The following is a 23,548-nucleotide window of genomic DNA, read 5'->3' as shown; positions in this document are numbered from 1 at the left end:
TTTTGTCTGACCGATCATCCACGCAGCAATGGCGTAAGACGTATTGATCTTTCAGACAGTTAGCGGGCTGCGGGTTGCAGTACTTACCGGTAAATGGAATCTTCTCTGGAGAGTTTTACCCAGGCTATTCCCCTGATAATCGCGCTGTATTTCCGTATGAAATACAGGCAACCGACACTTTGCGCCTCTTAAGCGAGCGACAACCGTGAGGTTGGCGACGTGAATAGACACGAGGCCATCGGTTCATACCCCGGAAAGCGTCACCTTGCCCGCAGCTTAGTCGTCAATGTAAGAATAATGAGTAAGTTACGATGAAAAGAATGTTAATCAACGCAACTCAGCAAGAAGAGTTGCGTGTCGCCCTTGTGGATGGGCAGCGTCTGTACGATCTGGATATCGAAAGTCCTGGACACGAACAGAAAAAAGCGAACATTTACAAAGGCAAAATCACCCGCATTGAACCAAGCCTTGAAGCCGCATTTGTTGATTACGGTGCCGAGCGTCATGGTTTCCTCCCCCTGAAAGAGATCGCTCGCGAATACTTCCCGTCTAACTATAACGCCCATGGCCGTCCGAACATCAAAGATGTGCTGCGTGAAGGTCAGGAAGTTATCGTTCAGATCGATAAAGAAGAGCGTGGCAACAAAGGTGCCGCACTGACCACCTTTATCAGTCTGGCGGGTAGCTATCTGGTGCTGATGCCAAACAACCCGCGTGCGGGTGGTATCTCTCGCCGGATTGAAGGCGATGACCGTACCGAGCTGAAAGAAGCGCTGGCCAGTCTTGAACTGCCAGACGGCATGGGCCTGATTGTCCGTACCGCAGGCGTAGGCAAATCTGCCGAAGCGCTGCAGTGGGACCTCGGCTTCCGCCTGAAGCACTGGGAAGCGATTCAGAAAGCCGCTGAAAGCCGCCCTGCTCCCTTCCTGATCCACCAGGAAAGCAACGTCATCGTGCGTGCCTTCCGTGACTACCTGCGTCAGGACATCGGTGAAATTCTGATTGATAACCCGAAAGTGCTTGAGCTGGCTCGCCAGCACATTGCCGCGCTGGGCCGTCCTGATTTCACCAGCAAAATCAAACTGTACACCGGTGAGATCCCGCTGTTCAGCCACTACCAGATCGAATCGCAGATTGAATCCGCTTTCCAGCGTGAAGTCCGTCTGCCGTCCGGTGGCTCTATCGTTATCGACAGCACCGAGGCGCTGACCGCTATCGACATCAACTCCGCACGTGCAACTCGCGGCGGCGATATCGAAGAGACGGCGTTCAACACCAACCTCGAAGCGGCCGATGAGATTGCGCGTCAGCTGCGTCTGCGTGACCTGGGCGGCCTGATCGTTATCGACTTCATCGACATGACGCCAGTTCGTCACCAGCGCGCGGTGGAAAACCGCCTGCGTGAAGCGGTGCGTCAGGATCGTGCGCGTATTCAGATCAGCCATATCTCCCGTTTTGGTCTGCTGGAGATGTCCCGTCAGCGTCTGAGCCCGTCCCTCGGTGAATCCAGCCACCACGTCTGCCCACGCTGTAGCGGCACCGGCACCGTGCGTGACAACGAATCTCTGGCGCTCTCTATCCTGCGTCTCATCGAAGAAGAAGCGCTGAAAGAGAACACCAAAGAAGTACACGCCATTGTGCCTGTACCCGTCGCCTCCTACCTGCTGAACGAAAAACGTGCGGCGGTAACGGCTATCGAAGCCCGTCTGAGCGGCGTACGCTGCGTGATCGTCCCTAACGACCAGATGCAGACCCCGCACTACTCCGTACTGCGTGTGCGCAAAGGCGAAGAGACCTCCACCCTCAGCTACATGCTGCCTAAGCTGCATGAAGAGGAGATGGCTCTACCGTCTGAAGAAGAGTACGCCGAGCGTAAACTTCCTGAGCAGCCAGCCCTGGCCGCATTTGTGATGCCAGAAGCGCCACCTGCGCCAGCGCAGGAGAGCGTGGTAGCTCAACCCGCAGCAGCTAAACCGGCGGCAGAAGTCAGCCAACCGGCCGCACAGCCTGGCCTGCTGAGCCGTTTCATCAGCGCGCTGAAGAAAATGTTTGCCGGCGAAGAGCCACAGCCAGCTCCGGCCCCGGTTGAGAAAAAAGAAGAGAAGCAGGAACGTTCACCGGATCGTCGTAAACGTCAGAACAACCGTCGTGACCGCAACGAGCGCCGCGATAACCGTTCCGAGAATAACGAAGGTCGTGAAGGCAGCGAAAGCCGTGACAATCGTGATAACCGTGAGAGTCGCGACAACCGCGAAGGCCGTGAGCGCCGTGAAGGACGTGACGATAACCGTCGCAACCGCCGCGAGAAGCCGCAGCAGAACACGGAAGATCGTGAAATTCGTCAGCCGGTCAGCGAAGACGCCGACAAAGGCAGACAGCGTGATGAACAGCAGCCACGCCGCGAGCGCAGCCGTCGTCGTAATGATGACAAGCGCCAGGCGCAGCAGGAAGTTAAAGTTCTGAATCGTGAAGAAGAAACCGTGCAGGATGCGGATCAGGAAGAACGCGTTCAGGTCATGCCACGCCGTAAGCAGCGTCAGCTCAACCAGAAAGTGCGTTTCGAGTCTCAGACCGAAGAAGCCGTTGTTGAAGCGGTCGCGCCTCAGGTTGAACCAGCCCAGAGCACCGAGCTGGCGAAAGTCGACCTGCCTGCGGTCATCGAAAATGCCCCTGAGCAGGAAGAGACCGGCGAAGGCCGTGACAACGCTGGCATGCCGCGTCGTTCACGTCGCTCTCCGCGCCACCTGCGCGTGAGCGGTCAACGTCGTCGCCGTTATCGTGACGAGCGTTACCCGCTGCAGTCACCAATGCCGCTGGCTATCGCCTGTGCGTCACCAGAAATGGCCTCCGGCAAAGCCTGGATCCGTTATCCGGTTACCCGTCCTCAGGAGCAGCAGTTTGACGAGCAGAACGTTGCTGTTGACGCGGTTGCCCCTGTCGCGCCAGTTGTTGATGAGGTTATCACCGAGGCGGCGGCAGTGGTCATCCCTGAGCCACAGGTTGCTGAAGTCGAAACTTCACATCCGGAAGTGATTGCCGCACCTGTGACAGAACAGCCGCAGATTATCGCGCCTGAAGATGTGGTTGTCGCAGAGCAGGTAGTTGAAGAAGCGAAGGCTGCCGAGCCGGTTGAAATCACCGGGGAAGCGGTTGAGCCACAGCCGGTCGTGGAAGTTGAAGTGGAAACTGACGTTCAGCCTGAAGTTGAAATTGAGGTTGAACCTGTTACTGACGTGAAACCTGAAGTCGCTGAGGTGAAACCTGCAGTGGCTGAAGTTAAATCTGACGTTGCGGAAGTCAATGCGCCGGAAGTGAAGCCAGCTCCAGCCGCACAGGTTAATGCTGACCTTCACCACGCCACTGCGCCTATGACCCGCGCCCCGGCACCGGAATACGTTCCGGAAGCACCGCGTCACAGCGACTGGGTACGTCCGGCGTTTGATTTTGACGGCAAAGGTTCTGCAGGTGGTCACAGCGCAACGCATCAGGCCACAGCGCCTGCCACGCGTCCACAGTCGGCTGAATAAGCCCGCTTAAGCGCAAAAGCCGACCTTCGGGTCGGCTTTTTTATTGCCTCTGTTCAGGCCTGCGCATGCCGGCGATTTCAGGCATCACCTCTCGCATCATCTCCAGAAAACGGCGCAGACGTGCCGGATAATACCGTGACCACGGATAGACCAGATGCACCGGCAACGCAGCCGGCTGCCAGTCAGGCAACAGATGTACCAGCCTGCCCTCACGAATGTCGGCTTCAACCGTCCAGCTTGATACCACCGCCACCCCCAGCCCGGTTAAAGCGCTTTTACGCGCCACATACAGGCTGTCGGTACTCAGCCGCGGTGAAATAGCCACCCGCAGCGGTTGCGGCGCTCCCGCGTGGAACAGCTCCACGTGCTGACGGTAAAAGGTATTAAGTGCCACCCAGGGCAGCGCAGAGAGATCTTCCGGCTTCTCGACCGGGGCGTGACGTGCAAGCAGTTCCGGCGAGGCCACAATACTGCGCGGAACCTCGGCCAGTAATACCGACACCGTGCCCGGGTCGATCTCCGCCCCTACCCGGATGGCACAGTCGATATTGTCACTCAGGAAATCGGCCGAGCGGTCATTGAGCATCCACTCCACGTTGAGCCGCGGATAGCGCAGCAGAAACGCCGTTAACGGCTCCAGCAGTTGCTCCTGCCCGAAGGCGTGCGGGGCGCGAACGCGAAGCACCCCTACCGGTTCATCTTCCGTCTGCCCGACTTCATCCTCCAGCGCATGCCAGCTGTCAATCACCCGCCGGGCATGCTGATAGCAGCGTTCGCCATCATCGGTCAGCTTCATGGCATGGGTAGTGCGCAGGATCAGACGTACGCCGAGCAGCGTCTCCAGCGATTGCAGGCGACGACTCACGGTGGCCTGGGTCGTTGCCATCTGCACGGCGGCAGCAGAAAGGGAGCCTGTCTCGATGATGCGCACGAAGGTTCGCATCAGTTCGACCCGGTCTATACGCTCTGAACGTTTCATGATTTATCCGGTTATACGTTACACGTATAAGTGTTTTAGCACTGCGCCGGCTACCACCGCAAGTCGGGCTGGTAAAGAATAGCGACACACCCGAAATGAGGAACTGCATATGAACACCAGCACCTTAACCCCAGCCGTCAGCCGTTGGGTCATTTTTATCCTCGCCATCGGCGCAGGCTTCAGCGTCGCTTCCATCTACTATGCTCAGCCGCTGCTGCCGCTGATGGGGGCCGATCTGCATCTCAGCATTGAAGGGATGGGGATGGTGCCAACGCTTACCCAGGCAGGCTACGCGCTGGGGATCCTTTTCCTGCTGCCGCTGGGCGATCGCTATGACCGTCGCACCCTGATAGTGATAAAAAGTATCGCCCTGGCGGGGCTGCTGCTGGCCTGTAGCCTGACAGGGCAGATCCACTCCCTGCTGCTGATCAGCCTGCTGATTGGGATGGCGGCCACCATGGCGCAGGATATCGTTCCGGCGGCGGCTATTCTGGCCCCGGCTGGCAAACAGGGCAAAACCGTCGGGACGGTGATGACCGGCCTGTTGCTGGGGATCCTGCTCTCCCGTACGGTAAGCGGGGTGGTAGGTGAAGCCTTTGGCTGGCGCGTCATGTATCAGCTGGCCGCGGGCAGCATTGCGATCCTTGCCGCCGTGATGTGGTTGATTTTGCCTCGCTTCGCGGTGCCGTCGAACCTGCGCTATCTGGAGCTGATGCGCTCCATGGCGCACCTGTGGCGTCGCTACCCGGCACTGCGTCGTGCCGCGCTGGCCCAGGGCTTCCTCTCTATTGCCTTCAGCGCCTTCTGGTCCACGCTGGCGGTGATGTTGATGGAACACTATCAGCTGGGCAGTGCGGTCGCCGGTGGATACGGTATTGCCGGTGCCGCAGGTGCCCTGGCAGCGCCGCTGGCGGGTGGTCTGGCCGATAAACTCGGTGCCGGTAAAGTCACCCAGCTTGGTGCCGCGCTGGTGACCGTCTCCTTCGCCCTGATGTTCCTGATGCCCGCCCTCGGCGTACACGGCCAGTTGATCCTGATTGCAGTCTCCGCTGTCGGCTTTGATCTCGGTCTGCAGTCAAGCCTGGTCGCCCATCAGAACCTGGTTTATGGCCTTGAGCCGCAGGCACGTGGTCGCCTGAACGCCCTGCTCTTCACCGGCGTGTTTATCGGGATGGCGCTGGGTTCGGCACTGGGTAGTCAGCTGTATACGATGGCAGGCTGGCCAGGTGTGGTTGCCCTGGCGACGATGACCGCAGGCATAGCGCTGGCTATCCGTCTGGCAGAAAGCGCCCGCACCAGCACCTCGGTAATGCAAAATTCCTGAAAAAAAAAGCCCAATCCGCGAGAACGGATTGGGCACACAGAACATAACCAGTTTCAAGTCATGTCCAAAGGTCAAAACTGTTATCTGTTGAGCTGGAACAGAGACATACCCTGCATATCGCTGAATGCTTTATAGGACGCCTGAAGGGCCGCCTGCTGCATGGTGTATGAGGAGATCGCTGCGTTCCAGTCAACTTCCACAAGATCACTCATCTGGGTTGATTGACCTAAAGCACGGTCACTGCCCAGCGTATCGAGTGACTCAAGCTCGTTCAGTTTGGTCCCTAGATCAGCACGTACGGTCAGCACGTTATCCAACGAATTACGTAATCCGCGGTTTGCCTTATCAATATCCGCTACAAACTGGTCAGCCTTCGTCTGATCGCCTTCAACAGGCACTTTCAGTGCCGCAATCGCGTTATCAAAAATTTTAAAAAGATTCTTTTCTGCCGTACTGCCATTAGGTTCTGGCGCCGCATTGCTGGTAAAGGATTCAAACACTTCGCTGCCAGTATGGCTAATCTGCATGGTGCGTGCAGAATCAACCTGCTGACTGATTGGCGTGGAACCGCCTGAATACGTCCCGGTGGCCTGATCGAATGCCGCCGCGTCAGTTTTATAACCTGCAAAAATATAACGTCCATTACCATCGGTACTGTTTGCCAGGTTCATCAGCTGATCGCGAATACCTTGCAGATCGGTGGCGAGCGAGTTGCGATCGCTATCACTCAGCGTGCCGTTGCCTGCATAGACAATCTTTTCCTGTGCCGATTGCAGCGCCGTAGTCACTTGGCCCAGCACGTTCTCTTCCAGCGATACTTTCTGTGTTGCGAAAGAGCGGGCCAGCTTGAACTGGCTGTTCTCCGACTGCGCCTGGGACAACACTACGGCCTGAGACGCCGCGATCGGATCGTCAGAAGGACGGTTTACACGTTTACCGGTGGACATCTGCTCACCGTAACTCAGCCACTTGCTCTGGGAGTCGGTGATCCCACGCATGTTCTGCTGATACATCATCTGGGTGCTAATACGCATCGTTGACCTCGGCCTTAGCGAATATTAATTAACGCGTCGAAGAGCGTGCTGGCGGTTTGCAGCACCTGGGCATTGGCCAGGTAGTACTGCTGGAAACGCTGCAGGTTGCCATACTCTTCATCGAGGTTAACCCCGGAGATCGACTGCTGCTGGTTGCTCAGCTGCGTCGTCACGTTTGCCTGAGTGGTACTGCTGGTTTTCAGCGTCGCAGTTTTGCTGCCGACGGTACTCACCAGAGAGGCATAGGCATCGTTAAAGGTTTTGTTGCCACCAACCTCTTTGCTCTTCTGCAGATCCAGCAGCGCCTGGCCGTTGCGGTTATCACTTTCCCCGCCGGTTGGGTCAGAGGCCAGCGCCAGTTTTGACTCATCGCTGATCGCCAGATCCATATTGACGATGGCATTGGCGACAGGCTTCACGATAAAGCTGTCGTTTTTATTCGCCGCGCCCGATACGTTGACCGTCAGGCCATCGAAGGATAAGTTGCCGCTGCCGTCATTAGTGGCAGTGACCGTGGTTTTATCGGACAGGCGGGTGATCTTCCAGCTGGAGCCATCAAACTCCATCTTGTAGTCGGTGGCCTGCACCTTAGCGCTGTCTGCTGGGTTTACCGTCGCGGTGACGGCGGCCGAACCGCTATTTTTGCTGTTGCCCAGCACCGCTGGCGCACCGATATCAAATAATTTACCGCCGGCATCACCTTCTGTGTCAAAGCCCTTTGCGTGCTGGGTGTTCATCGCGTTAGCGAAAGAGAGCGCCAGCTGGTTAAGGGTGTTGCGCGCAGTGTCGAGCTCTTCGGTACGGAAGGTTAACATCCCGCCCAGTGAGCCGTTGGTTAGCAGTTTTTCCGGGATCTCTACCGGGCCTGAGGTGCCGTCAACAAACGCCACCGTGGTACGGGACGGATCGGCGCTGGACTTCACGGCCGCCAGCTGGTTGGAGGTGCTGCCCTGAACCAGGTTATAGCCATTGCCAAAGGAGACGTTATAGGTGCCGCCATCCTGGACCGCGACTTCAACACCCACAATCTGGTTCAGCTCGCTCACCAGTTGGTCACGCTGATCGAGCAGGTTGTTCGGGGACGCCCCGGCACCCACGCCGGTCAGACGGGAGATCTGATCGTTCAGGTTAGCAATCTGTTTGGCGTAGTTGTTGATCTGCTCAACGCTGGTGCCGATGGCGATATTGATCTGCTTATCCTGATCGCGCAGGTACTGATCGTTGACCTTGAACTGGTTCACCAGGCCAGCGGCCTTGCCCAGCACCGTCTGGCGCGCCGCCGGATCTTCGGCGTTGCTGACCAGGGTCTGCAAACTGCCGAAGAAGTCCTGCAGGGTGGTCGCCAGGCTGTTGGTGCTACCGGACAGCACGTCGTCAATTTTGGACATCTGCTGGTAGCGGGTGGTCAGGGCACTGCTCTGGTTCTGCGCGGCGCGCAGCTGGTTGGTAATGAATGAATCATATTCGCGCTGTACCCCGGAGACATACACGCCGTTGCCAACCCAACCGCCGCCTGTCAGGGTGCTGTTTGAGGCGCTCAGCACCGTGGTCTGACGGGTATAACCCGCCACGTTGTAGCTTGAAATGTTATTACTGGCGGTATTCAGCGCAGCCTGTGCCGCGCTGAGGCCACTCATGGCGCTGTTGATCAAACTGGACATGGGGGTTCCTTTTATACTTTCAGACACGAGTCCTGCTGGAGATTATCGGCAGCCCCCAGCCGGACTTGAGAACTTTCAGAACAGATTTTCGATATCGTTGCTGTAGGCTTTGCTGACTTTCTCACCCATCGCTTTTAGCTGCTGGATCATGCTGGTCAGCTTGCGGGCGTACTGCGGATCGGTGGCGTAGCCCGCGTTCTGCAACGCCTGCGCGCCCTGCTCTGCCGTTGCGGCCTGGGTCACTGCCGCATAGCGTGGGTTACGGCTCAGCACCCCGACATAGTCTGAAAGCGCCTCCAGATACGAGCTGTAGACGCGGAACTTCGCTTTAATTTTCTTCGCTGCACCGTTTTCATATTCGGTGGTGGTGATCTCGGTGGTTGGCCCTTTCCAGCTTCCCGTGGCCTTCACGCCAAAGATGTTGAAGCTTGGCTCGCCGTTCTCACGCCGGATCTGCCGTTGTCCCCAGCCGGATTCCAGCGCCGCCTGGGCCAGAATCAGGTGATGCGGCACCCCGCTCTGCTGGCTGGCGAGACGCGCCGGCAGCGAGAGCTGGGCCAGGAAGTCTTTGCTGTCCCCGGTGAGCGGTTCGTCGTTACTTTCTGGCGCTTTCGGCACGGCTTTGCGCACCATCTGCGTCAGGGCCTGGTTTTGATAGCTGGTCACCTTTTCCAGATCGAACTTCATCGGCACCTGCTGTGGAGCCTCTTCCGGCGGCACGCCCTGGGCGGCCGCCATCTGCTTGACGATCACATCCGCCAGCCCGAGTCCTTTACCGGAGGTCATCTGCTGCGCAATCTGCTGGTCATACATGCTGGTGTACAGACGCGATGAATCGCTGCTGAAGATGCCGTCTTTCGGCAGCGCCTCACGCATGCTTTTCAGCATCATCTGGACAAACATTCCTTCCACCTGACGGGCCACCGGGCGGATATTACCCGCCGGATCTTTGCCCGCTTTGGCTTTCAGGTCGTTGAGCGACTGGGTATCCCAGGCCGCGCTGCTCAGCAGTTTGCTATCGGTCAGCATCAGATAATTTCCACTTTGGCGCGCAGGCAGCCTGCACTCTGCATGGATTGCAGAATCGACATCAGATCGATCGGGGTCGCGCCCAGCGCATTCAGCGCACGCACCACGTTGTTCAGGTTGGCACTGGAGCGCACGCTCTGCAGCGAGCCGCCGCCCTGACGCATATCAATCTGGGTCTGTGGCGTCACCACGGTTTCACCGCCGCCAAACGGCGTATCCGGCTGGCTGACGTTAGCCGAGCGGTTGACGGTGACCGACAGGTTGCCCTGCGCCACGGCGCAGTTATCCAGGGTCACTTCACGGTTCATCACCACCGAGCCGGTACGGGAGTTGATGATCACTTTGGCATCCTGCGGCGTGACGTTGACTTCCATGTTCTGGATGTCCGCCAGCAGGCGCACCTGGTTGCTGCCGCCGCTGGAGACGCGGATCTGCACGGTGCGGGCGTCCAGCGCCGTGGCGCTGCCATAGCCGCGACCGCGGTTAATGGTGTCCGCGATCTGCTGCGCCATGGTGAAATCATCATCGTTCAACTGCAGGTTGATGGTGTTCCCGGCCCCGAACTGGGTCGGCAGTTCACGCTCAATGATCGCCCCGTTGGTGATACGGCCACCGTTAAGCTGGTTAACCTGCACGCTGCTGCCGCCTGCGGACGCACCTGCCCCGCCGACCAGAATATTACCCTGGGCGAGAGCATACACCTGGCTGTCCACCCCTTTCAGCGGGGTCATCAGCAGCGTACCGCCACGCAGGCTTTTCGCGTTACCCATGGAAGAGACCACCACGTCGATGGTCTGCCCCTGGCGGGAAAATGCCGGGTAGGAGGCGGTAACCATAACGGCCGCCACGTTTTTCAGCTGCATGTTGGTCCCGGCCGGCACCGTGATGCCGAGCTGGGAGAGCATGTTGTTCAGGCTCTGGGTCGTGAACGGGGTCTGGGTCGTCTGGTCACCCGTGCCGTCCAGCCCGACCACCAGGCCGTAACCGATCAGTGAGTTTTCCCGCACGCCCTGGACGCTTGTGAGATCGCGGATACGGTCGGCGTGGACAACGGTTGCCACCAGCACCAACAGGACTCCGAAGAGGGATTTAAACATAGGTCACCTCGCTTACATCGGCGATAAATTAAGGAAGAAACGCTGCAACCAGCCCATATTCTGCGCTTCATTGATGTAGCCGTTGCCGACGTACTCAATGCGCGCATCGGCCACCTGAGTGGACGGTACGGTGTTGGAGCCGCTGATGGTGCGAGGGTTAACCACACCGGAGAAGCGAATGAACTCAGTGCCCTGATTGATGGCGATCTGTTTTTCACCCACGACATGTAAATTGCCGTTCGCCAGCACCTGGTCCACGGTCACCGTCAGGGTGCCGCTGAAGGTGTTGCTGGCATTGGCGCCGCCTTTACCGTTAAAGGAGTTGCCGCCAGAGGTCTCAACATCGGCACGGGCATTACCGAAGAGCCCTTCGAGGTAACGCGGCACGGTGTCAAAGCCAAAATTGGTTTTCCCGTCGCGGCTGGCATTCGCTGAAGAGCTCTTGCTGGCGTTGACGTTTTCCTGCAGCTGAATGGTCAGCGTATCGCCGATATTACGTGGGCGACGGTCTTCAAACATCGGCTGATAACCGTAGTTAATCGGCTGCGCTGTCTGGAAAATAGAGCCATTCGCGACCGGCGTCGGGCCAGGAATGGGTTGGGCGGAAGTCGCACCCTGCACCAGAGGTTGAGACGGAACCCAGGCGCAACCGGTCAGGGTAACGGCCAGGAGGGTCACTATCGGATAACGAATCGCCGCGAGTTTTTGCATTGCCTTCATCTTCGAAAACAGGGAGCCGGTGCAGCGTAAACCGCACCGGACTACACCTTAGAGTTGCGTCAGTTTCTGCAGCATCTGGTCGGTCGTCGACACTGCTTTACTGTTAATTTCGTACGCGCGCTGAACCTGGATCATATTCACCAGCTCTTCCGCGACGTTGACGTTTGAGGTTTCCACATACCCCTGATAGAGCAGACCTGAACCGTTCAGCCCTGGCGTGCTCTCATTCGGCGCACCAGAGGACTGGGTCTCGATGTACAGGTTCTCACCGATGCTTTCCAGACCGGTGTCGTTCATGAAGGTGGTCAGGTTAAGCTGGCCGACCTGCACCGGAGCGGCCTGCCCCTGCTGGGTCACGCTCACGATCCCGTCACGCCCGATGGTAATGCTCAGGGCGTTCGCCGGAATGGTAATCGCTGGCTGCACCTGGAAACCGCCCGCCGTTACCAGCTGGCCGTTCTGATCCACCTGGAACGAACCGTCACGGGTGTAAGCCGAGGTTCCGTCCGGCAGTTGCACCTGGAAGAAGCCCTGGCCTTTGATCGCCACGTCTTTGCTGTTGTTGGTCTGGGACAGGTTGCCCTGGCTGTGCAGACGTTCGGTCGCGACAGGACGAACACCGGTACCGATCTGCAGACCGGATGGAAGCGTGGTCTGTTCAGACGACTGGGCACCTGGCTGGCGGATGGTCTGGTAAAGCAAATCTTCGAAAACCGCACGCTGACGTTTAAACCCGTTGGTGCTCACGTTCGCCAGGTTGTTGGCGATGACATCCATATTGGTTTGCTGTGCGTCGAGGCCGGTTTTCGCGATCCATAAAGAACTGATCATAAGGTGTCCTGTTAACTCATTGACAGCAGCTGGTTGGCGCGACCGGCGTTTTCATCAACGCTGGAGATCACCTTCATCTGCATTTCAAAACGGCGCGCGCTGGCGATCATGTCGGTCATCGCCGCGACCGGCTTAACGTTGCTGCCTTCCAGCACGCCAGACATGACGCGAATGGTCGGGTCAGCCTGTAAGGTGGCGCCACGGGTGGCCTGCGCCGCCTGGGTCAGACGGAACATCCCGTCGTCGCCACGCTGCACTTCAAAACCTTCGGCTTTGACCAGCTTCAGGCGGCCAACCGGTGCCACGGTGTTCGGCGGATCGCCAGGGTTCAGGGCCGAGATGGTCCCGTCTGCCGCGATGGTGATCTCCGAGCCTTCCGGCACGGCGATCGGGCCGCCTTCACCGATAACCGGATGTCCCTGAATGGTCAGTTGCCCGACCGCGTCCACCTGGATGTTCCCGTTACGGGTGTAGCCTTCGCTGCCGTCGGCGGTTTGAACTGCCAGCCAGCCGTCCTGCTGCAGCGCCACGTCGAGCGGGCGCGAGGTGTAGTCCATCTGCCCTGGCGTCATGTCGGCGCCCGGCGTCGATGCCGTTACCAGCGTACGCGTCGGCAGGGTAAGGCCTTCCACCGGGACAGCGCGCATGGCATTAAGCTGTGCACGGAAACCCGGCGTCGAGGCGTTCGCCAGGTTACTGGCGGTGACTGCCTGCTGATTGAGCGTCTGACTGGCAGCGCCCATCGCGGTATATATTGCGTGATCCATTAAGCTATCCCGTCAGCCACTTAGCGGAGGTTAACCAGCGTGTTGAGGATCTGATCCTGGGTTTTGATGGTCTGCGCGTTCGACTGATAGTTACGCTGCGCGACGATCATATTGACCAGCTCTTTACTCAGGTCGACGTTGGACGCTTCCAGCGCGCCGTTGGTCAGGGTACCGAAGTTACCGGAACCGGCGGTGCCCAGCAGCGCCACGCCCGAAGACTGGGTAGCAGACCAGACGTTGTTCCCTTCAGACTGCAGGCCTTCGTTGTTGGCGAAGTTCGCCATCACGATCTGACCCAGCACCTGGCTTTGTTCGTTGGAGTAGTTGCCGACCACGGTACCGTCATCGTTGATCTGATAGCTCACCAGGTCGCCCGGCTTGTAGCCGTTCTGGTTGGTTGCCACGATGTTGTTCGCCCCGGTGTTCTGCTGCATGGAGTTCAGGAAGCTCAGGGAGAAGGTCACCGGCAGCGCGCCGCTCAGCGGATCGGTGGTCACGTTGATAGAGGCGTTGGCATTTGGGGTGGCGCTCAGCACGCCGGCAGCATTGTAGTTATAGACACCTTGCAGATTACCGCTAGGGTCGAAGCTCATCTGCGCAGATTTGGAGATTTTACCGTTGGTGACGCTGCCGTCCTGGGTATAGAGATCCCACTTGTTGTCTGCCGTTTTCACGTAGTAGACATACATGTTGTGGGCATTACCCTGGTCGTCGTAAACGGTGATGGTGCCTTTTTTGTTGAAGCTGTCTGAATCCGGGTTGGCGTTGGTCGCGTCAAACGCGATGCTCGGCACGCTGTCAGTGGAGTTCAGGTTGATCTGCTGCGCCGCGGTGCTGGTGGCTTTGGCGGACATCAGGTCATTAGGAATGGTGATCGGCTGCGGGTTGGCACCGGTCTGCACCGTCGGCGGGCTACCTGCTGCCGGGAAGCCGGTCAGCTGCAGGCCCTGCATGTTCACCAGGTTACGGTTTTCGTCCAGGCTGAACTGGCCGTTACGGCTGTAATAGACCGAACCGTTGCTGTCGAGCATACGGAAGAAACCGTTCTGGCTAATGGCCACATCCAGGCCGCGGCCGGTGTTGGTGGTGGTACCGTCTGAAAAGTCCTGGGTGATCCCGGCGACTTTTACGCCCAGACCGACTTTGGAACCGGCGAACATATCCGCAAATGACGCGCTACCGGACTTAAAGCCGTAGGTCGCGGAGTTGGCAATGTTGTTACCAATGACGTCGAGGTTAGTGGCTGCAGCATTCAGGCCGCTGACCGCTTGTGAAAAGGCCATGAGTTACTCCTGGTAAATGTTAGGGCTTAAATAATCTGCCGAACTTCGTCGAGCGTGGTGGTACCGTAAGTCCCGAGATCCAGCGTGTTACCGCCGCCGCTGCGGATCACACCCTGCACCAGCGCAAACTGCAGTGGCTGTGCCACCAGCTGCGTGCTGCCGCTGCTGGCGGAAATCGCGACGTTGTAAGAGCCGTTTGGCGCCGTGCTGCCATCGGTTACCGTCCCGTCCCAGGTAAAGGTATGGACGCCCGCTTTCAGCTCGCCAATGTCAATAGTGCGTACCACGGCACCGGTCTTATCGGTGATGGTGGCGGTCACTTTGTCCGCGCTCTGCTGCAACTCAACACCAAACGGGGTGGTTGAGGTGGTGGTCGAGCCTTCGGCACCGCTGGTGCCTGCCAGAACGGTAGAGCCCGGGATCATCACGCCATGGCCAATCAGCGTGCTCGCCTGCATCGACTGGCTGTTGTCGATCTGCCCGGAAATAGAGCCCAGCGTGGTGTTAAGTTTCTCGATGCCGCTCACCGTACTGATCTGCGCAAGCTGCGTGGTCAGTTCGTTGTTCTGCATCGGGTTAGTCGGGTCCTGGTTTTTCAGCTGTGCCACCAGCAGGGTCAGAAAGCTGCCCTGCAGATCGGAGGCATTGCTGCCGGTGAGGGAGCTGTTGCCGGTGGTGCCGCTGACGCCAGTGGTAGCCGTCCTGTCATTTACATTGACTGCAATGGACATTGATCTCTCCTTTACTGGCCCAGGGTGAGCGTTTTAAGCATCATGCTCTTCACGGTATTCAGGACTTCTACGTTGGCCTGGTAGCTGCGAGAGGCCGACATGGTGTTGACCATCTCGCCAACCACATCCACGTTCGGCATTTTGACGTAGCCGCTGGCGTCGGCCAGCGGGTTGCCTGGCTCGTACACCAGTTTGTCCGGCGCCTGGCTCTCGATAACGTTGGCCACTTTTACCCCGCCGGTCTGCGCACCCGGAGCAGCATCCACCTGGAATACCACCTGCTTGGCGCGGTAGGGTTGACCGTCCGGGCCCGTTACGCTGTCGGCGTTCGCCATGTTACTGGCGGCAACGTTCAGACGCTGGGATTGCGCGGTCAGCGCGGAACCCGCGATATCAAAGATATTGAGTAAGGCCATTATTAGTTGCCTCCCTGCAGAACACTCATCATGCCTTTAATCTGCCCGCCGAGAACGGTCAACCCCATCTGGTACTTGAGGCTGTTATCGGCGAACTGCGTACGCTCCCGGTCCATATCGACGGTGTTACCGTCCAGGGATGGCTGATCCGGGATGCGATAAAGTAAATCGGTATTCGGGGTGGTGACGGTCTCTGCAGGAATATGACGTGCAGAGGTCAGCGCAAGGGCAACACCGCTGTTCTCGGCCCGACCACGCTCCATCACTTTCTTTAATTCACTGGAAAAATCGATATCACGCGCCTGAAACCCGGGGGTATCGGCGTTGGCGATATTGGCGGCCAGAATCTCCTGACGCTGGGCACGCAAGTTGAGCGCTTCTTGCTGAAAACGTAGCGCGGCGTCGAGTTTATCGAGCATGTCTCCTCCGCTGATGGCAAAATTTCAGTGGATAGCTTAAATCTCAACCCGTCTCCGTCATCGACGGAATAAGCGCAAAATGCGTCGCTATTTATTGCGTTGATGCCCACCCGCTACAGGTAGAATCCTGCTCATTCTGTAATCCGACGGTAACGGGCGATATGACATTCAAACGTGGAGTGACCGCAACCCTGCTCCTCTGGAGCTCCCTCTCTCAGGCGCAGGATCTGAATGGTCAGCTGACGGCGTTTTTTGCCCAGCGACTGGCAGGATTCAGCGATGAGGTGTCGGTTCAGGTCCGCACGCCAGCCAGCATGCTCCCTGGCTGCGAAACGCCTCAGTTCAGCGTCCCTGGCAACACCCGACAGTGGGGCAACGTGAGCGTGACGGCACGCTGCGACAATGAAAAACGGTTTATTCAGGTTGCAGTTCAGGCGACGGGCGATTATGTTGTCGCGTCCCAAAACATCCCCCGGGGTGGGGCGTTGCAGCCGGGGAGCGTGGCGCTGAAACGCGGCAGACTGGATCAGCTTCCGCCGCGCACGATTCTGGATATCAACCAGGTGCAGAACGCCATTAGTTTGCGCGATCTGGTGCCCGGGCAACCTCTGCAACTGTCGATGCTGCGCCAGTCATGGCGGATCAAAGCCGGACAGCGGGTGATGGTGATCGCCACTGGCGAGGGCTTTAGCGTTAACAGCCAGGGCCAGGCCCTGAACAATGCGGCCGTTGCGCAAAACGCCCGCGTCAGGATGACCTCAGGCCAGGTTGTGAGCGGTACCGTCGATTCTGATGGGAATATTCTGATTAACCTATAATCTTTTTAAAGATTATGCGGCGACTGCCGATAAATCATTAACAAATGATAATGTCAGGCGCTTACGCCGCCAACCCTCGATGAGGACACCACAATGAGCATTGATCGTACATCGCCCCTGAAGCCGGTTAGCACTGTACAGCCTCGCGAAATGAATGAGACTGCAACGCCAAAAACGCGCCTGCAAAAATCAGCAGCGGCCGACAGCACCAGCGTTACGCTGAGCGATGCCCAGGCGAAACTGATGCAGCCGGGCAGCAACGATATCAACATGGAACGTGTTGAAGCGCTGAAAACCGCGATCCGTAACGGTGAGCTGAAAATGGATACCAGTAAAATCGCTGACGCGCTGATCCAGGATGCGCAAAGTTTCTTAGAGTAATCGCCGTATGAGTCGTCTGACGGAAATAATGGATCACATGACGGTCGTCCTGAACGACCTGAAAACGGTAATGGACGCCGAGCAACAGCAGCTCTCTGCCGGGAATGTGAACGGCAGCGCGCTGCAGCGCATTACCGAAGATAAAAGCTCCCTGCTGGCCACGCTGGATTATCTGGAGCAGCAGCGGCGCACCGAGCAGTCCGCGCGCCAGAGTGCCAATGATGATGTCGCCGAACGCTGGCAAACGATTACTGAAAAAACGCAGCATCTGCGCGACCTCAATCAGCACAACGGCTGGTTACTTGAAGGGCAAATCAGCCGCAACCAGCAGGCGCTGGAGGTGCTGAAGCCGCATCAGGAGCCGGCACTGTATGGCGCCAATGGCCAGACATCCAGCTCACGCAGCGGCGGGAAGAAGTTTTCGATCTGATTGTCCGAATGAGACAGACAGAGAACGGGGAGCACCGACAGGCGCTCCCCTTTTTGCGTTACGCCGTACGGCGGGCGAACTCTTTGACCTTGAAGCCCAGTACCGCGAGAGTCGCGAAGTACGCCACGACACCCACCACCACGACGGCCATCAGGCGCAGCAGACGATAAGGCATCGTGCCCAGTGCCCAGTCCGGCATCACGTAAAGCATGCCCACCAGCGCCGCAGCCATCACCAGCACCGCAATCACCAGCCGTAACAGGAAGCTCGCCCAGCCCGGCTGCGGGGTGAAAATCTGCTGCTTTCTCAGCTGCCAGTAGAGCAGCCCGGCATTCAGACAGGCCGCCAGACCGATGGACAGGGACAGACCGGCATGCTTCAGCGGGCCGATAAAGGCCAGGTTCATCACCTGGGTCATGATCAGGGTCACGATGGCGATCTTCACCGGGGTCTTGATGTCCTGACGCGAGTAGAAGCCCGGGGCCAGCACTTTCACCACAATCAACCCCATCAGGCCGACAGAGTAAGCCACCAGCGCCCGCTGGGTCATCAGCGCATCGAAGGCGCTAAATTTACCGTACTGGAACAGGGACACCACCAGCGGTTTGGCGAGGATCCCCAGCGCCACCGCGCTCGGCAGCGCCAGCAGGAAGCAGAGGCGTAACCCCCAGTCCATCAGACGGCAGTACTCATCCTGGTTGCCGCTGGCAAAGCTGCGGGAGAGTGACGGCAGCAGGATAGTGCCCAGCGCCACTCCCAGTACTCCGGACGGAAACTCCATCAGGCGGTCGGCGTAGTACATCCAGGAGACGGAACCAGAGACGAGGAACGAGGCGAAGATGGTGTTGATGATCAGGGAAATCTGGCTCACCGAGACGCCAAGAATGGCTGGCCCCATCTGCTTCACCACCCGCATCGCCCCGGCATCGCGCAGGTTAATGCGCGGCAGCACCAGCATGCCGATTTTCTTCAGGTGCGGCAGCTGATATGCCAGCTGCAGCACGCCGCCCACCGTCACCGCCCAGGCCAGGGCCAGTACCGGTGGGTTGAAGTGCGGCGCGGCAAACAGCGCAAAGCCGATCATGCTGACGTTGAGGAACGTCGGGGCGAAAGCCGGGACCGAGAAGCGGTTCCAGGTGTTAAGGATCGCCCCCGCCAGCGACGCCAGCGAGATCAGCAGAATATAGGGAAAAGTAATACGCAGCAGCTGCGAGGTCAGGGCAAATTTATCGGCGGTATCGGCAAAGCCGGGCGCGGTGACCATGATCACCCAGGGCGCCGCCAGCATCCCGATCACCGTGACGATCGCCAGGGCGAGGGTCAGCAATCCCGAGACGTAGGAGACAAATACCTTCGTCGCGTCTTCCCCCTGCTTGCTTTTGTATTCCGCCAGAATGGGGACAAAAGCCTGGGAGAACGCGCCTTCGGCAAAGATACGGCGCAGCAGGTTAGGCAGTTTAAACGCAACAAAAAAGGCGTCAGTCGCCATTCCTGCGCCAAAGACCCTTGCCACAATGGCGTCGCGCGCAAAACCCAGCACGCGCGAAAACATGGTCATCGAGCTGACGGCAGCCAGCGATTTTAATAGGTTCATTAACGTGAATTTCCACTACCAGACGGCAAAACGCCTGCAAAGCAGGCGTGATTCTCGCCGGGTGGCGCTGCGCTTACCCGGCCTGCAAGACAATAAACGCGCCTAGTCTACTCGTAAAAACGTGAATTGCTATGGGCAGATGTTACCGCGGGTTATTCGCTCATGGCCTCGCGCCAGAGCTTCTCCACGATGCGCTGGGCGCGGATCGCCTGTTCACCTGCGGTTTCAGGAACCGTCTGATTTTGCACACATTCGATGAAGTGACGCGCGCAGCCCGCAAAGCCGCGCTGCTCAAGCGTGCTTTGCCAGCCCGGGATGGCTGGCGTAACGACGCCACTCCCCCGCTCCTCGCGCCACTCGCGCATATCGGTAATGTCCAGCAATGCGCCGTCCGTCACCGCCTGGATCCACTCCCGCTGGCTACCCGCCCGGCGGTGCATGGAGGTGGTGATCTGCAGATTGCCGGCGCTGAAATGGTGCTCGGCATAGATCATCGCCCCGTTCTCGTTGGTCTGCAGCGTACCGCCGGTAAGCCGGGCATCATTGCCCGCCAGCCACAGGGCGGTGTCCACCACGTGCAGATAGTCATCCAGCAGGGTGAAGCGCAGATCGTTGGGCCCGATGCTGTCGGCGCGGTGTTTATCCATCCGCAGGGATGCCGCACCGTTCAACTGGGTTTTCAGCTGCTGATAGAGCGGTGCGAAGCGACGGTTAAAGCCGACCATCAGGGTGAGCTTCTTCTGGGCAGCGAGGTCAATCAGCCGCTCGGCGTCGGCCAGGTTATCGGCCAGCGGTTTATCGACGCAGACATGGACGCCCGCCTGCAGTAGCTCGCTGACCACCTGATAGTGGGTGACGGTGGAGGTGTGGACAAAGACCACATCACACTCGCGGGCCAGATCCTGTAGCGACGCATAATAAGGCATGCGCAGGGACTCGCAGATCCGCAGCGCCTTATCCCGCGACGGCGACCAGGCCCCCTGCAACGTCCAGTCTGTTGCGGCGCTCAGCACCGGCAGCCAGGCTTTCTGGGCGATCCCCCCCAGCCCTACAACGCCTACACGTAATTTTGTCACCGTTAATCTCCCAGATGTGCCAGCAGCGAATCGAGTCGCTGTTTCAATTCTTCAACTTCATTTTCCAGCGCCTCAACGCGGGCCAGTAAGCTCTCATTCGCGACCGGGGCCGCAGCCTCGGTTGTCGCGATGGCGGTATCAACCTCACCGCTGAAGAGGTGCATATAGCGGCTTTCGCGCTTGCCCGGCTCGCGGGCCAGACGCAGGACAAAAGGACCATCTTCCCGGGCGACAAGGCCCTCGAGCGCCTGCTCCACCTCCTGCATATCCGCGAACTCGTACATACGCGCGGCCCGGGTGCGCAGTTCGCCCGGGGTCTGCGCCCCGCGCAGCAGCAGGGTGGCGATCAGCGCCACTTCGGCCGGGTTCAGCTTAAGGGCGCCAAACTCGGAGTTGCAAAAACGCTGTTCATATTTGGTGACGCGATTGCCAAAGCCGCTGACGGTGCGCAGATAGTGGCGCTTAACCAGCGCATCAAGCTGATCCTGCACCTCATGCTCGGCGAGGTTCATCACCGGCTCACGGTTGGTCTTCTGATTGCAGGCCAGGGTGACCGCATTGACCGAGAGCGGATACTGTTCCGGGGTGGTGACCTGTTTTTCCAGCAGGCAGCCGATAACGCGCGCTTCTGTGGCGGTTAACTGGTATTTCATCTCTGTTCCTTAGCGCCCCGCGCTCCACTCTTTGGTTGTCAGCGCCGTCAGGACATGATCGCGCCATTCGCCGTTAATCAGCAGGTACTCTTTGGCATAGCCCTCTTTTTCGAACCCGAGGCGCGCCAGCAGATCGCCGCTGCGCTGATTGTGCGGCATGTAGTTGGCCATAATGCGGTGCATATGCTGGGTCCGCTGCATATAGCGGATAGCGGTGGTTAAGGCCTCAAACATCAGCCCCTGCCCCTGCCATTTTTGTCCGATGGAGTAGCCCAGGTAGCAGGCGTGAAAGGATCCCCGCACCACGTTAGAAAAGTTGGCGATCCCGACGATCTCTTTCTCTTCCGGATCGAGCAGGGCAAAATAGAACGCCGAGCCCTGCTTGTGGAACTCGGCAATCATGCTCAGCCGGGCCTGCCAGCCGGAAGGATAACAGTGGCTTTCATCCCGCACGGGTTCCCAGGGTTTTAAAAACTGACGATTCTCAGCGTAGTAGTCCGCCAGACGCCAGGCATCACGCTCGTGCACCAGACGCACCACCAGCCGGTCGGTCGTCAGGCGAACTTTCGGCACATTACTGCGATAGCCAAACATGGATACAACTCCTTCATGTTACAACCTTGACCCGTTAGCTTTACTATACCTGCGCCGTTGCCATCTGGGAAAACAGTGACATAGCATTTTGATGTCTTTTCACATTTTTCGATGAAAAGCCTCAATCAAAGTACCCTTTCGATAAAAAAATATTGTCGCCTGCGCGGTGGGAAAAACCCCGGCGAAACCGCAGAATATTAGCGCGCTCATCATTTTTGCTCCCCTGGAGGGGAAATGTCCCATATCTCACAGGCCCGCCGTCTGGGTAAAGGCTTCCTGCTTGTCGATAACATGCTGGTTGTACTCGGCTTTTTTGTCGTTTTCCCGCTGATTTCGATTCGCTTTGTCGATCAGATGGGCTGGGCGGCGCTGATGGTCGGTATTGCGCTGGGTCTGCGCCAGTTTGTTCAGCAGGGGCTGGGGGTGTTTGGCGGCGCAATTGCCGACCGCTTCGGGGCCAAACCGATGATCGTCACCGGCATGCTGCTGCGGGCCGCGGGATTTGCCACCATGGCCATCGCCCATGAGCCCTGGCTGCTGTGGGTTTCCTGCATTATCTCCGGTCTGGGGGGCACGCTGTTCGACCCGCCGCGCACGGCATTAGTGGTTAAACTGATCCGGCCTCAGCATCGCGGGCGCTTTTTCTCTCTGCTGATGATGCAGGACAGTGCCGGTGCGGTGGTGGGCGCGCTGTTGGGCAGCTGGCTGCTGCAGTACGATTTTCGTCTGGTCTGCGCCACGGGCGCGGTGCTGTTTATGCTCTGCGCGGCCTTCAACGCCTGGCTGTTACCGGCATGGAAACTCTCCACCGTCAAAGCGCCGGTGCGTGAAGGGCTGGGCCGGGTCTGGCACGACAAACGCTTTATCACCTATGTGCTGACCCTGGCGGGCTATTACATGCTGGGCGTGCAGGTAATGCTGATGCTACCGATCATGGTCAACGATGTGGCGGGTTCCCCAGCGGCGGTGAAGTGGATGTACGCCATTGAAGCCTGTCTCTCCCTCTCCCTGCTCTACCCTATTGCCCGCTGGAGCGAAAAACGCTTCCGCCTTGAGCACCGTCTGATGGCGGGCCTGCTGCTGATGTCCCTGAGCATGCTGCCCATTGGGATGGTGGGCTCCCTGCAGCAGCTGTTTATGCTGATCTGCACCTTCTATATCGGCTCGATTATTGCCGAACCGGCCCGCGAAACCCTGAGCGCCGAGCTGGCCGACCCGCGTGCGCGGGGCAGCTATATGGGCTTCAGCCGTCTCGGACTGGCGATTGGTGGTGCGCTGGGGTATGCCGGTGGCGGGTGGTTATTTGATGCCGGGAAAGCCTTCAATCAGCCCGAGCTGCCGTGGGTAATGCTGGCCTTAATCGGGGTGATCACCTGCTTCGCGCTGGGCTGGCAGTTCAGCCACAAACGTCGCCTGCCCGGCATCCTCGAACCTGGCGCCTGATTGCACAGATATCAGTTTTTTCTGCTGGTCTGACACACTCTCCCCTGACATACTGGCGCGTCAGGATTGAAGCGCTGACATTATGTCGAGGAAAACCATGAAAAAATTCGTTATTGCCACTGCGTTGATCGTCAGCGGCCTGCTGGTTGGTTGTAATCAGCTCACCCAGTACACCGTCAGTGAGCAGGAGATCAACCAGGCTCTGCAAAAGCGCAATAACTTTGCGAAAGATATCGGCGTTCCGGGCGTGGCTGATGCGCATATCGTCCTGACCAACCTTGCCAGCCAGATTGGCCGCGAAGAGCCGAACAAAGTGATGCTCTCCGGGGATGCCAGCCTGGACATGAACTCGCTGTTCGGCAGCCAGAAAGCCAATATCAAACTGAAATTAAAAGCGCTGCCGGTCTTCAATAAAGATCAGGGTGCCATCTATCTGCAGCAGATGGAGATCACCGACGCGGTGGTGTCGCCGGACAAAATGAAACCGGTTCTGCAAACCCTGATGCCATACCTGAATCAGTCGCTGCAAAACTACTTTAACCAGCAACCGGCCTACATCCTGCACGAAGATAACAGCAAGGGTGAAGCCCTGGCGAAAAAGTACGCAAAAGGAATCGAAGTGAAACCGGGTGAGATTGTTATCCCCTTCGTCGATTAACCACTGAGGCGCTTCGGCGCCTTTTTTTTGTGGAAAAGAGTGCAAACGAAAACGTTTCCCTCTATTCTTTGTGTCCGGCAAAA

23 protein-coding genes are annotated in these 23,548 nt (G+C 58.3%); 7 read left to right on the top strand and 16 right to left on the bottom strand.

Features of this window, described 5'->3' with window-relative positions; all coding sequences use genetic code 11:
* Positions 1-311: 311 nt before the first annotated feature.
* Entirely contained in the window at positions 312-3,527 is a 3,216-nt protein-coding gene (gene rne, locus M8318_RS20715; protein ID WP_262664321.1) for a ribonuclease E, read from the top strand.
* 40 nt (positions 3,528-3,567) lie between these two features.
* On the opposite strand, the gene M8318_RS20710 is transcribed toward rne, so the two are convergent.
* Positions 3,568-4,506 carry a LysR family transcriptional regulator gene (locus tag M8318_RS20710; protein WP_262664320.1) on the bottom strand — a complete coding sequence of 313 codons (939 nt, stop codon included), beginning with the start codon at positions 4,504-4,506 and terminating at the stop codon, positions 3,568-3,570.
* Positions 4,507-4,615: 109 nt separating this feature from the next.
* On the opposite strand from M8318_RS20710, the gene M8318_RS20705 reads away from it, so the two are divergent.
* Positions 4,616-5,830: an MFS transporter gene (locus M8318_RS20705; protein WP_262664318.1), complete on the top strand. Its 1,215-nt coding sequence runs from the start codon at positions 4,616-4,618 to the stop codon at positions 5,828-5,830.
* An 80-nt stretch (positions 5,831-5,910) separates the two neighbouring features.
* Here the strand turns inward: M8318_RS20705 and flgL are convergent, their stop codons facing one another.
* The 11 genes from flgL to flgB all read right to left on the bottom strand — a co-directional run bounded on the left by flgL (position 5,911) and on the right by flgB (position 15,818).
* Entirely contained in the window at positions 5,911-6,864 is a 954-nt protein-coding gene (flgL, locus tag M8318_RS20700) for a flagellar hook-associated protein FlgL (protein WP_262664317.1), read from the bottom strand.
* A gap of 14 nt (positions 6,865-6,878) precedes the next feature.
* A complete protein-coding gene (flgK, locus tag M8318_RS20695; protein ID WP_106992726.1) occupies positions 6,879-8,525 on the bottom strand; it encodes a flagellar hook-associated protein FlgK in 1,647 nt (548 codons plus the stop codon).
* Between the two features lie 75 nt (positions 8,526-8,600).
* Complete coding sequence (gene flgJ, locus M8318_RS20690) at positions 8,601-9,554, bottom strand: flagellar assembly peptidoglycan hydrolase FlgJ (protein WP_262664316.1); 954 nt, start codon at positions 9,552-9,554, stop codon at positions 8,601-8,603.
* Positions 9,554-10,651 carry a flagellar basal body P-ring protein FlgI gene (locus M8318_RS20685; protein ID WP_262664315.1) on the bottom strand — a complete coding sequence of 366 codons (1,098 nt, stop codon included), beginning with the start codon at positions 10,649-10,651 and terminating at the stop codon, positions 9,554-9,556. The genes flgJ and M8318_RS20685 overlap by 1 nt, the downstream gene beginning before the upstream one ends.
* A gap of 12 nt (positions 10,652-10,663) precedes the next feature.
* Positions 10,664-11,362, bottom strand: coding sequence for a flagellar basal body L-ring protein FlgH (flgH, locus tag M8318_RS20680; RefSeq protein WP_262664314.1), 699 nt, complete (start codon positions 11,360-11,362; stop codon positions 10,664-10,666).
* 57 nt (positions 11,363-11,419) lie between these two features.
* Positions 11,420-12,202, bottom strand: a complete 783-nt coding sequence (flgG, locus tag M8318_RS20675; RefSeq protein WP_032617536.1) for a flagellar basal-body rod protein FlgG — start codon at positions 12,200-12,202, stop codon at positions 11,420-11,422.
* An 11-nt stretch (positions 12,203-12,213) separates the two neighbouring features.
* Complete coding sequence (locus M8318_RS20670; protein ID WP_106992722.1) at positions 12,214-12,969, bottom strand: flagellar basal body rod protein FlgF; 756 nt, start codon at positions 12,967-12,969, stop codon at positions 12,214-12,216.
* Between the two features lie 20 nt (positions 12,970-12,989).
* Positions 12,990-14,252 (bottom strand): flagellar hook protein FlgE, encoded by a 1,263-nt coding sequence (gene flgE, locus M8318_RS20665; RefSeq protein ID WP_262664313.1) that lies wholly within the window; start codon positions 14,250-14,252, stop codon positions 12,990-12,992.
* A 26-nt stretch (positions 14,253-14,278) separates the two neighbouring features.
* Complete coding sequence (flgD, locus tag M8318_RS20660; RefSeq protein ID WP_106992720.1) at positions 14,279-14,983, bottom strand: flagellar hook assembly protein FlgD; 705 nt, start codon at positions 14,981-14,983, stop codon at positions 14,279-14,281.
* 11 nt (positions 14,984-14,994) lie between these two features.
* Entirely contained in the window at positions 14,995-15,399 is a 405-nt protein-coding gene (gene flgC, locus M8318_RS20655) for a flagellar basal body rod protein FlgC (protein WP_106992719.1), read from the bottom strand.
* Between the two features lie 2 nt (positions 15,400-15,401).
* A complete protein-coding gene (gene flgB, locus M8318_RS20650; protein ID WP_032617531.1) occupies positions 15,402-15,818 on the bottom strand; it encodes a flagellar basal body rod protein FlgB in 417 nt (138 codons plus the stop codon).
* A 161-nt stretch (positions 15,819-15,979) separates the two neighbouring features.
* On the opposite strand from flgB, the gene flgA reads away from it, so the two are divergent.
* The 3 genes from flgA to flgN all read left to right on the top strand — a co-directional run bounded on the left by flgA (position 15,980) and on the right by flgN (position 17,447).
* Entirely contained in the window at positions 15,980-16,636 is a 657-nt protein-coding gene (gene flgA / locus M8318_RS20645) for a flagellar basal body P-ring formation chaperone FlgA (RefSeq protein WP_262664312.1), read from the top strand.
* A gap of 93 nt (positions 16,637-16,729) precedes the next feature.
* A complete protein-coding gene (gene flgM, locus M8318_RS20640; RefSeq protein WP_166182135.1) occupies positions 16,730-17,017 on the top strand; it encodes a flagellar biosynthesis anti-sigma factor FlgM in 288 nt (95 codons plus the stop codon).
* Positions 17,018-17,024: 7 nt separating this feature from the next.
* Entirely contained in the window at positions 17,025-17,447 is a 423-nt protein-coding gene (flgN, locus tag M8318_RS20635) for a flagella biosynthesis chaperone FlgN (protein WP_262664311.1), read from the top strand.
* A 58-nt stretch (positions 17,448-17,505) separates the two neighbouring features.
* Here the strand turns inward: flgN and murJ are convergent, their stop codons facing one another.
* The 4 genes from murJ to rimJ form a co-directional block, all read right to left on the bottom strand.
* Positions 17,506-19,041: a murein biosynthesis integral membrane protein MurJ gene (gene murJ / locus M8318_RS20630; RefSeq protein ID WP_262664310.1), complete on the bottom strand. Its 1,536-nt coding sequence runs from the start codon at positions 19,039-19,041 to the stop codon at positions 17,506-17,508.
* Between the two features lie 152 nt (positions 19,042-19,193).
* Entirely contained in the window at positions 19,194-20,117 is a 924-nt protein-coding gene (locus tag M8318_RS20625; RefSeq protein ID WP_262664309.1) for a Gfo/Idh/MocA family protein, read from the bottom strand.
* A gap of 2 nt (positions 20,118-20,119) precedes the next feature.
* Positions 20,120-20,770 carry a YceH family protein gene (locus tag M8318_RS20620; protein WP_262664308.1) on the bottom strand — a complete coding sequence of 217 codons (651 nt, stop codon included), beginning with the start codon at positions 20,768-20,770 and terminating at the stop codon, positions 20,120-20,122.
* A 9-nt stretch (positions 20,771-20,779) separates the two neighbouring features.
* Positions 20,780-21,364, bottom strand: a complete 585-nt coding sequence (rimJ, locus tag M8318_RS20615) for a ribosomal protein S5-alanine N-acetyltransferase (protein WP_106992712.1) — start codon at positions 21,362-21,364, stop codon at positions 20,780-20,782.
* A gap of 234 nt (positions 21,365-21,598) precedes the next feature.
* On the opposite strand from rimJ, the gene mdtH reads away from it, so the two are divergent.
* Both mdtH and M8318_RS20605 read left to right on the top strand, forming a co-directional pair.
* On the top strand, positions 21,599-22,807 hold the full coding sequence (gene mdtH, locus M8318_RS20610) for a multidrug efflux MFS transporter MdtH (RefSeq protein ID WP_262664307.1): 1,209 nt from the start codon (positions 21,599-21,601) through the stop codon (positions 22,805-22,807).
* Between the two features lie 97 nt (positions 22,808-22,904).
* The gene (locus tag M8318_RS20605; protein ID WP_262664306.1) at positions 22,905-23,465 is read left to right on the top strand and encodes a lipoprotein; all 561 of its coding nucleotides are present in this window, start codon (positions 22,905-22,907) and stop codon (positions 23,463-23,465) included.
* Positions 23,466-23,548 lie beyond the last annotated feature (83 nt).

The sequence above is a fragment of the Leclercia tamurae genome (assembly GCF_025566055.1).
GTDB lineage: Bacteria > Pseudomonadota > Gammaproteobacteria > Enterobacterales > Enterobacteriaceae > Enterobacter > Enterobacter tamurae.
This window is presented reverse-complemented; position numbering and strand designations above follow the sequence as displayed.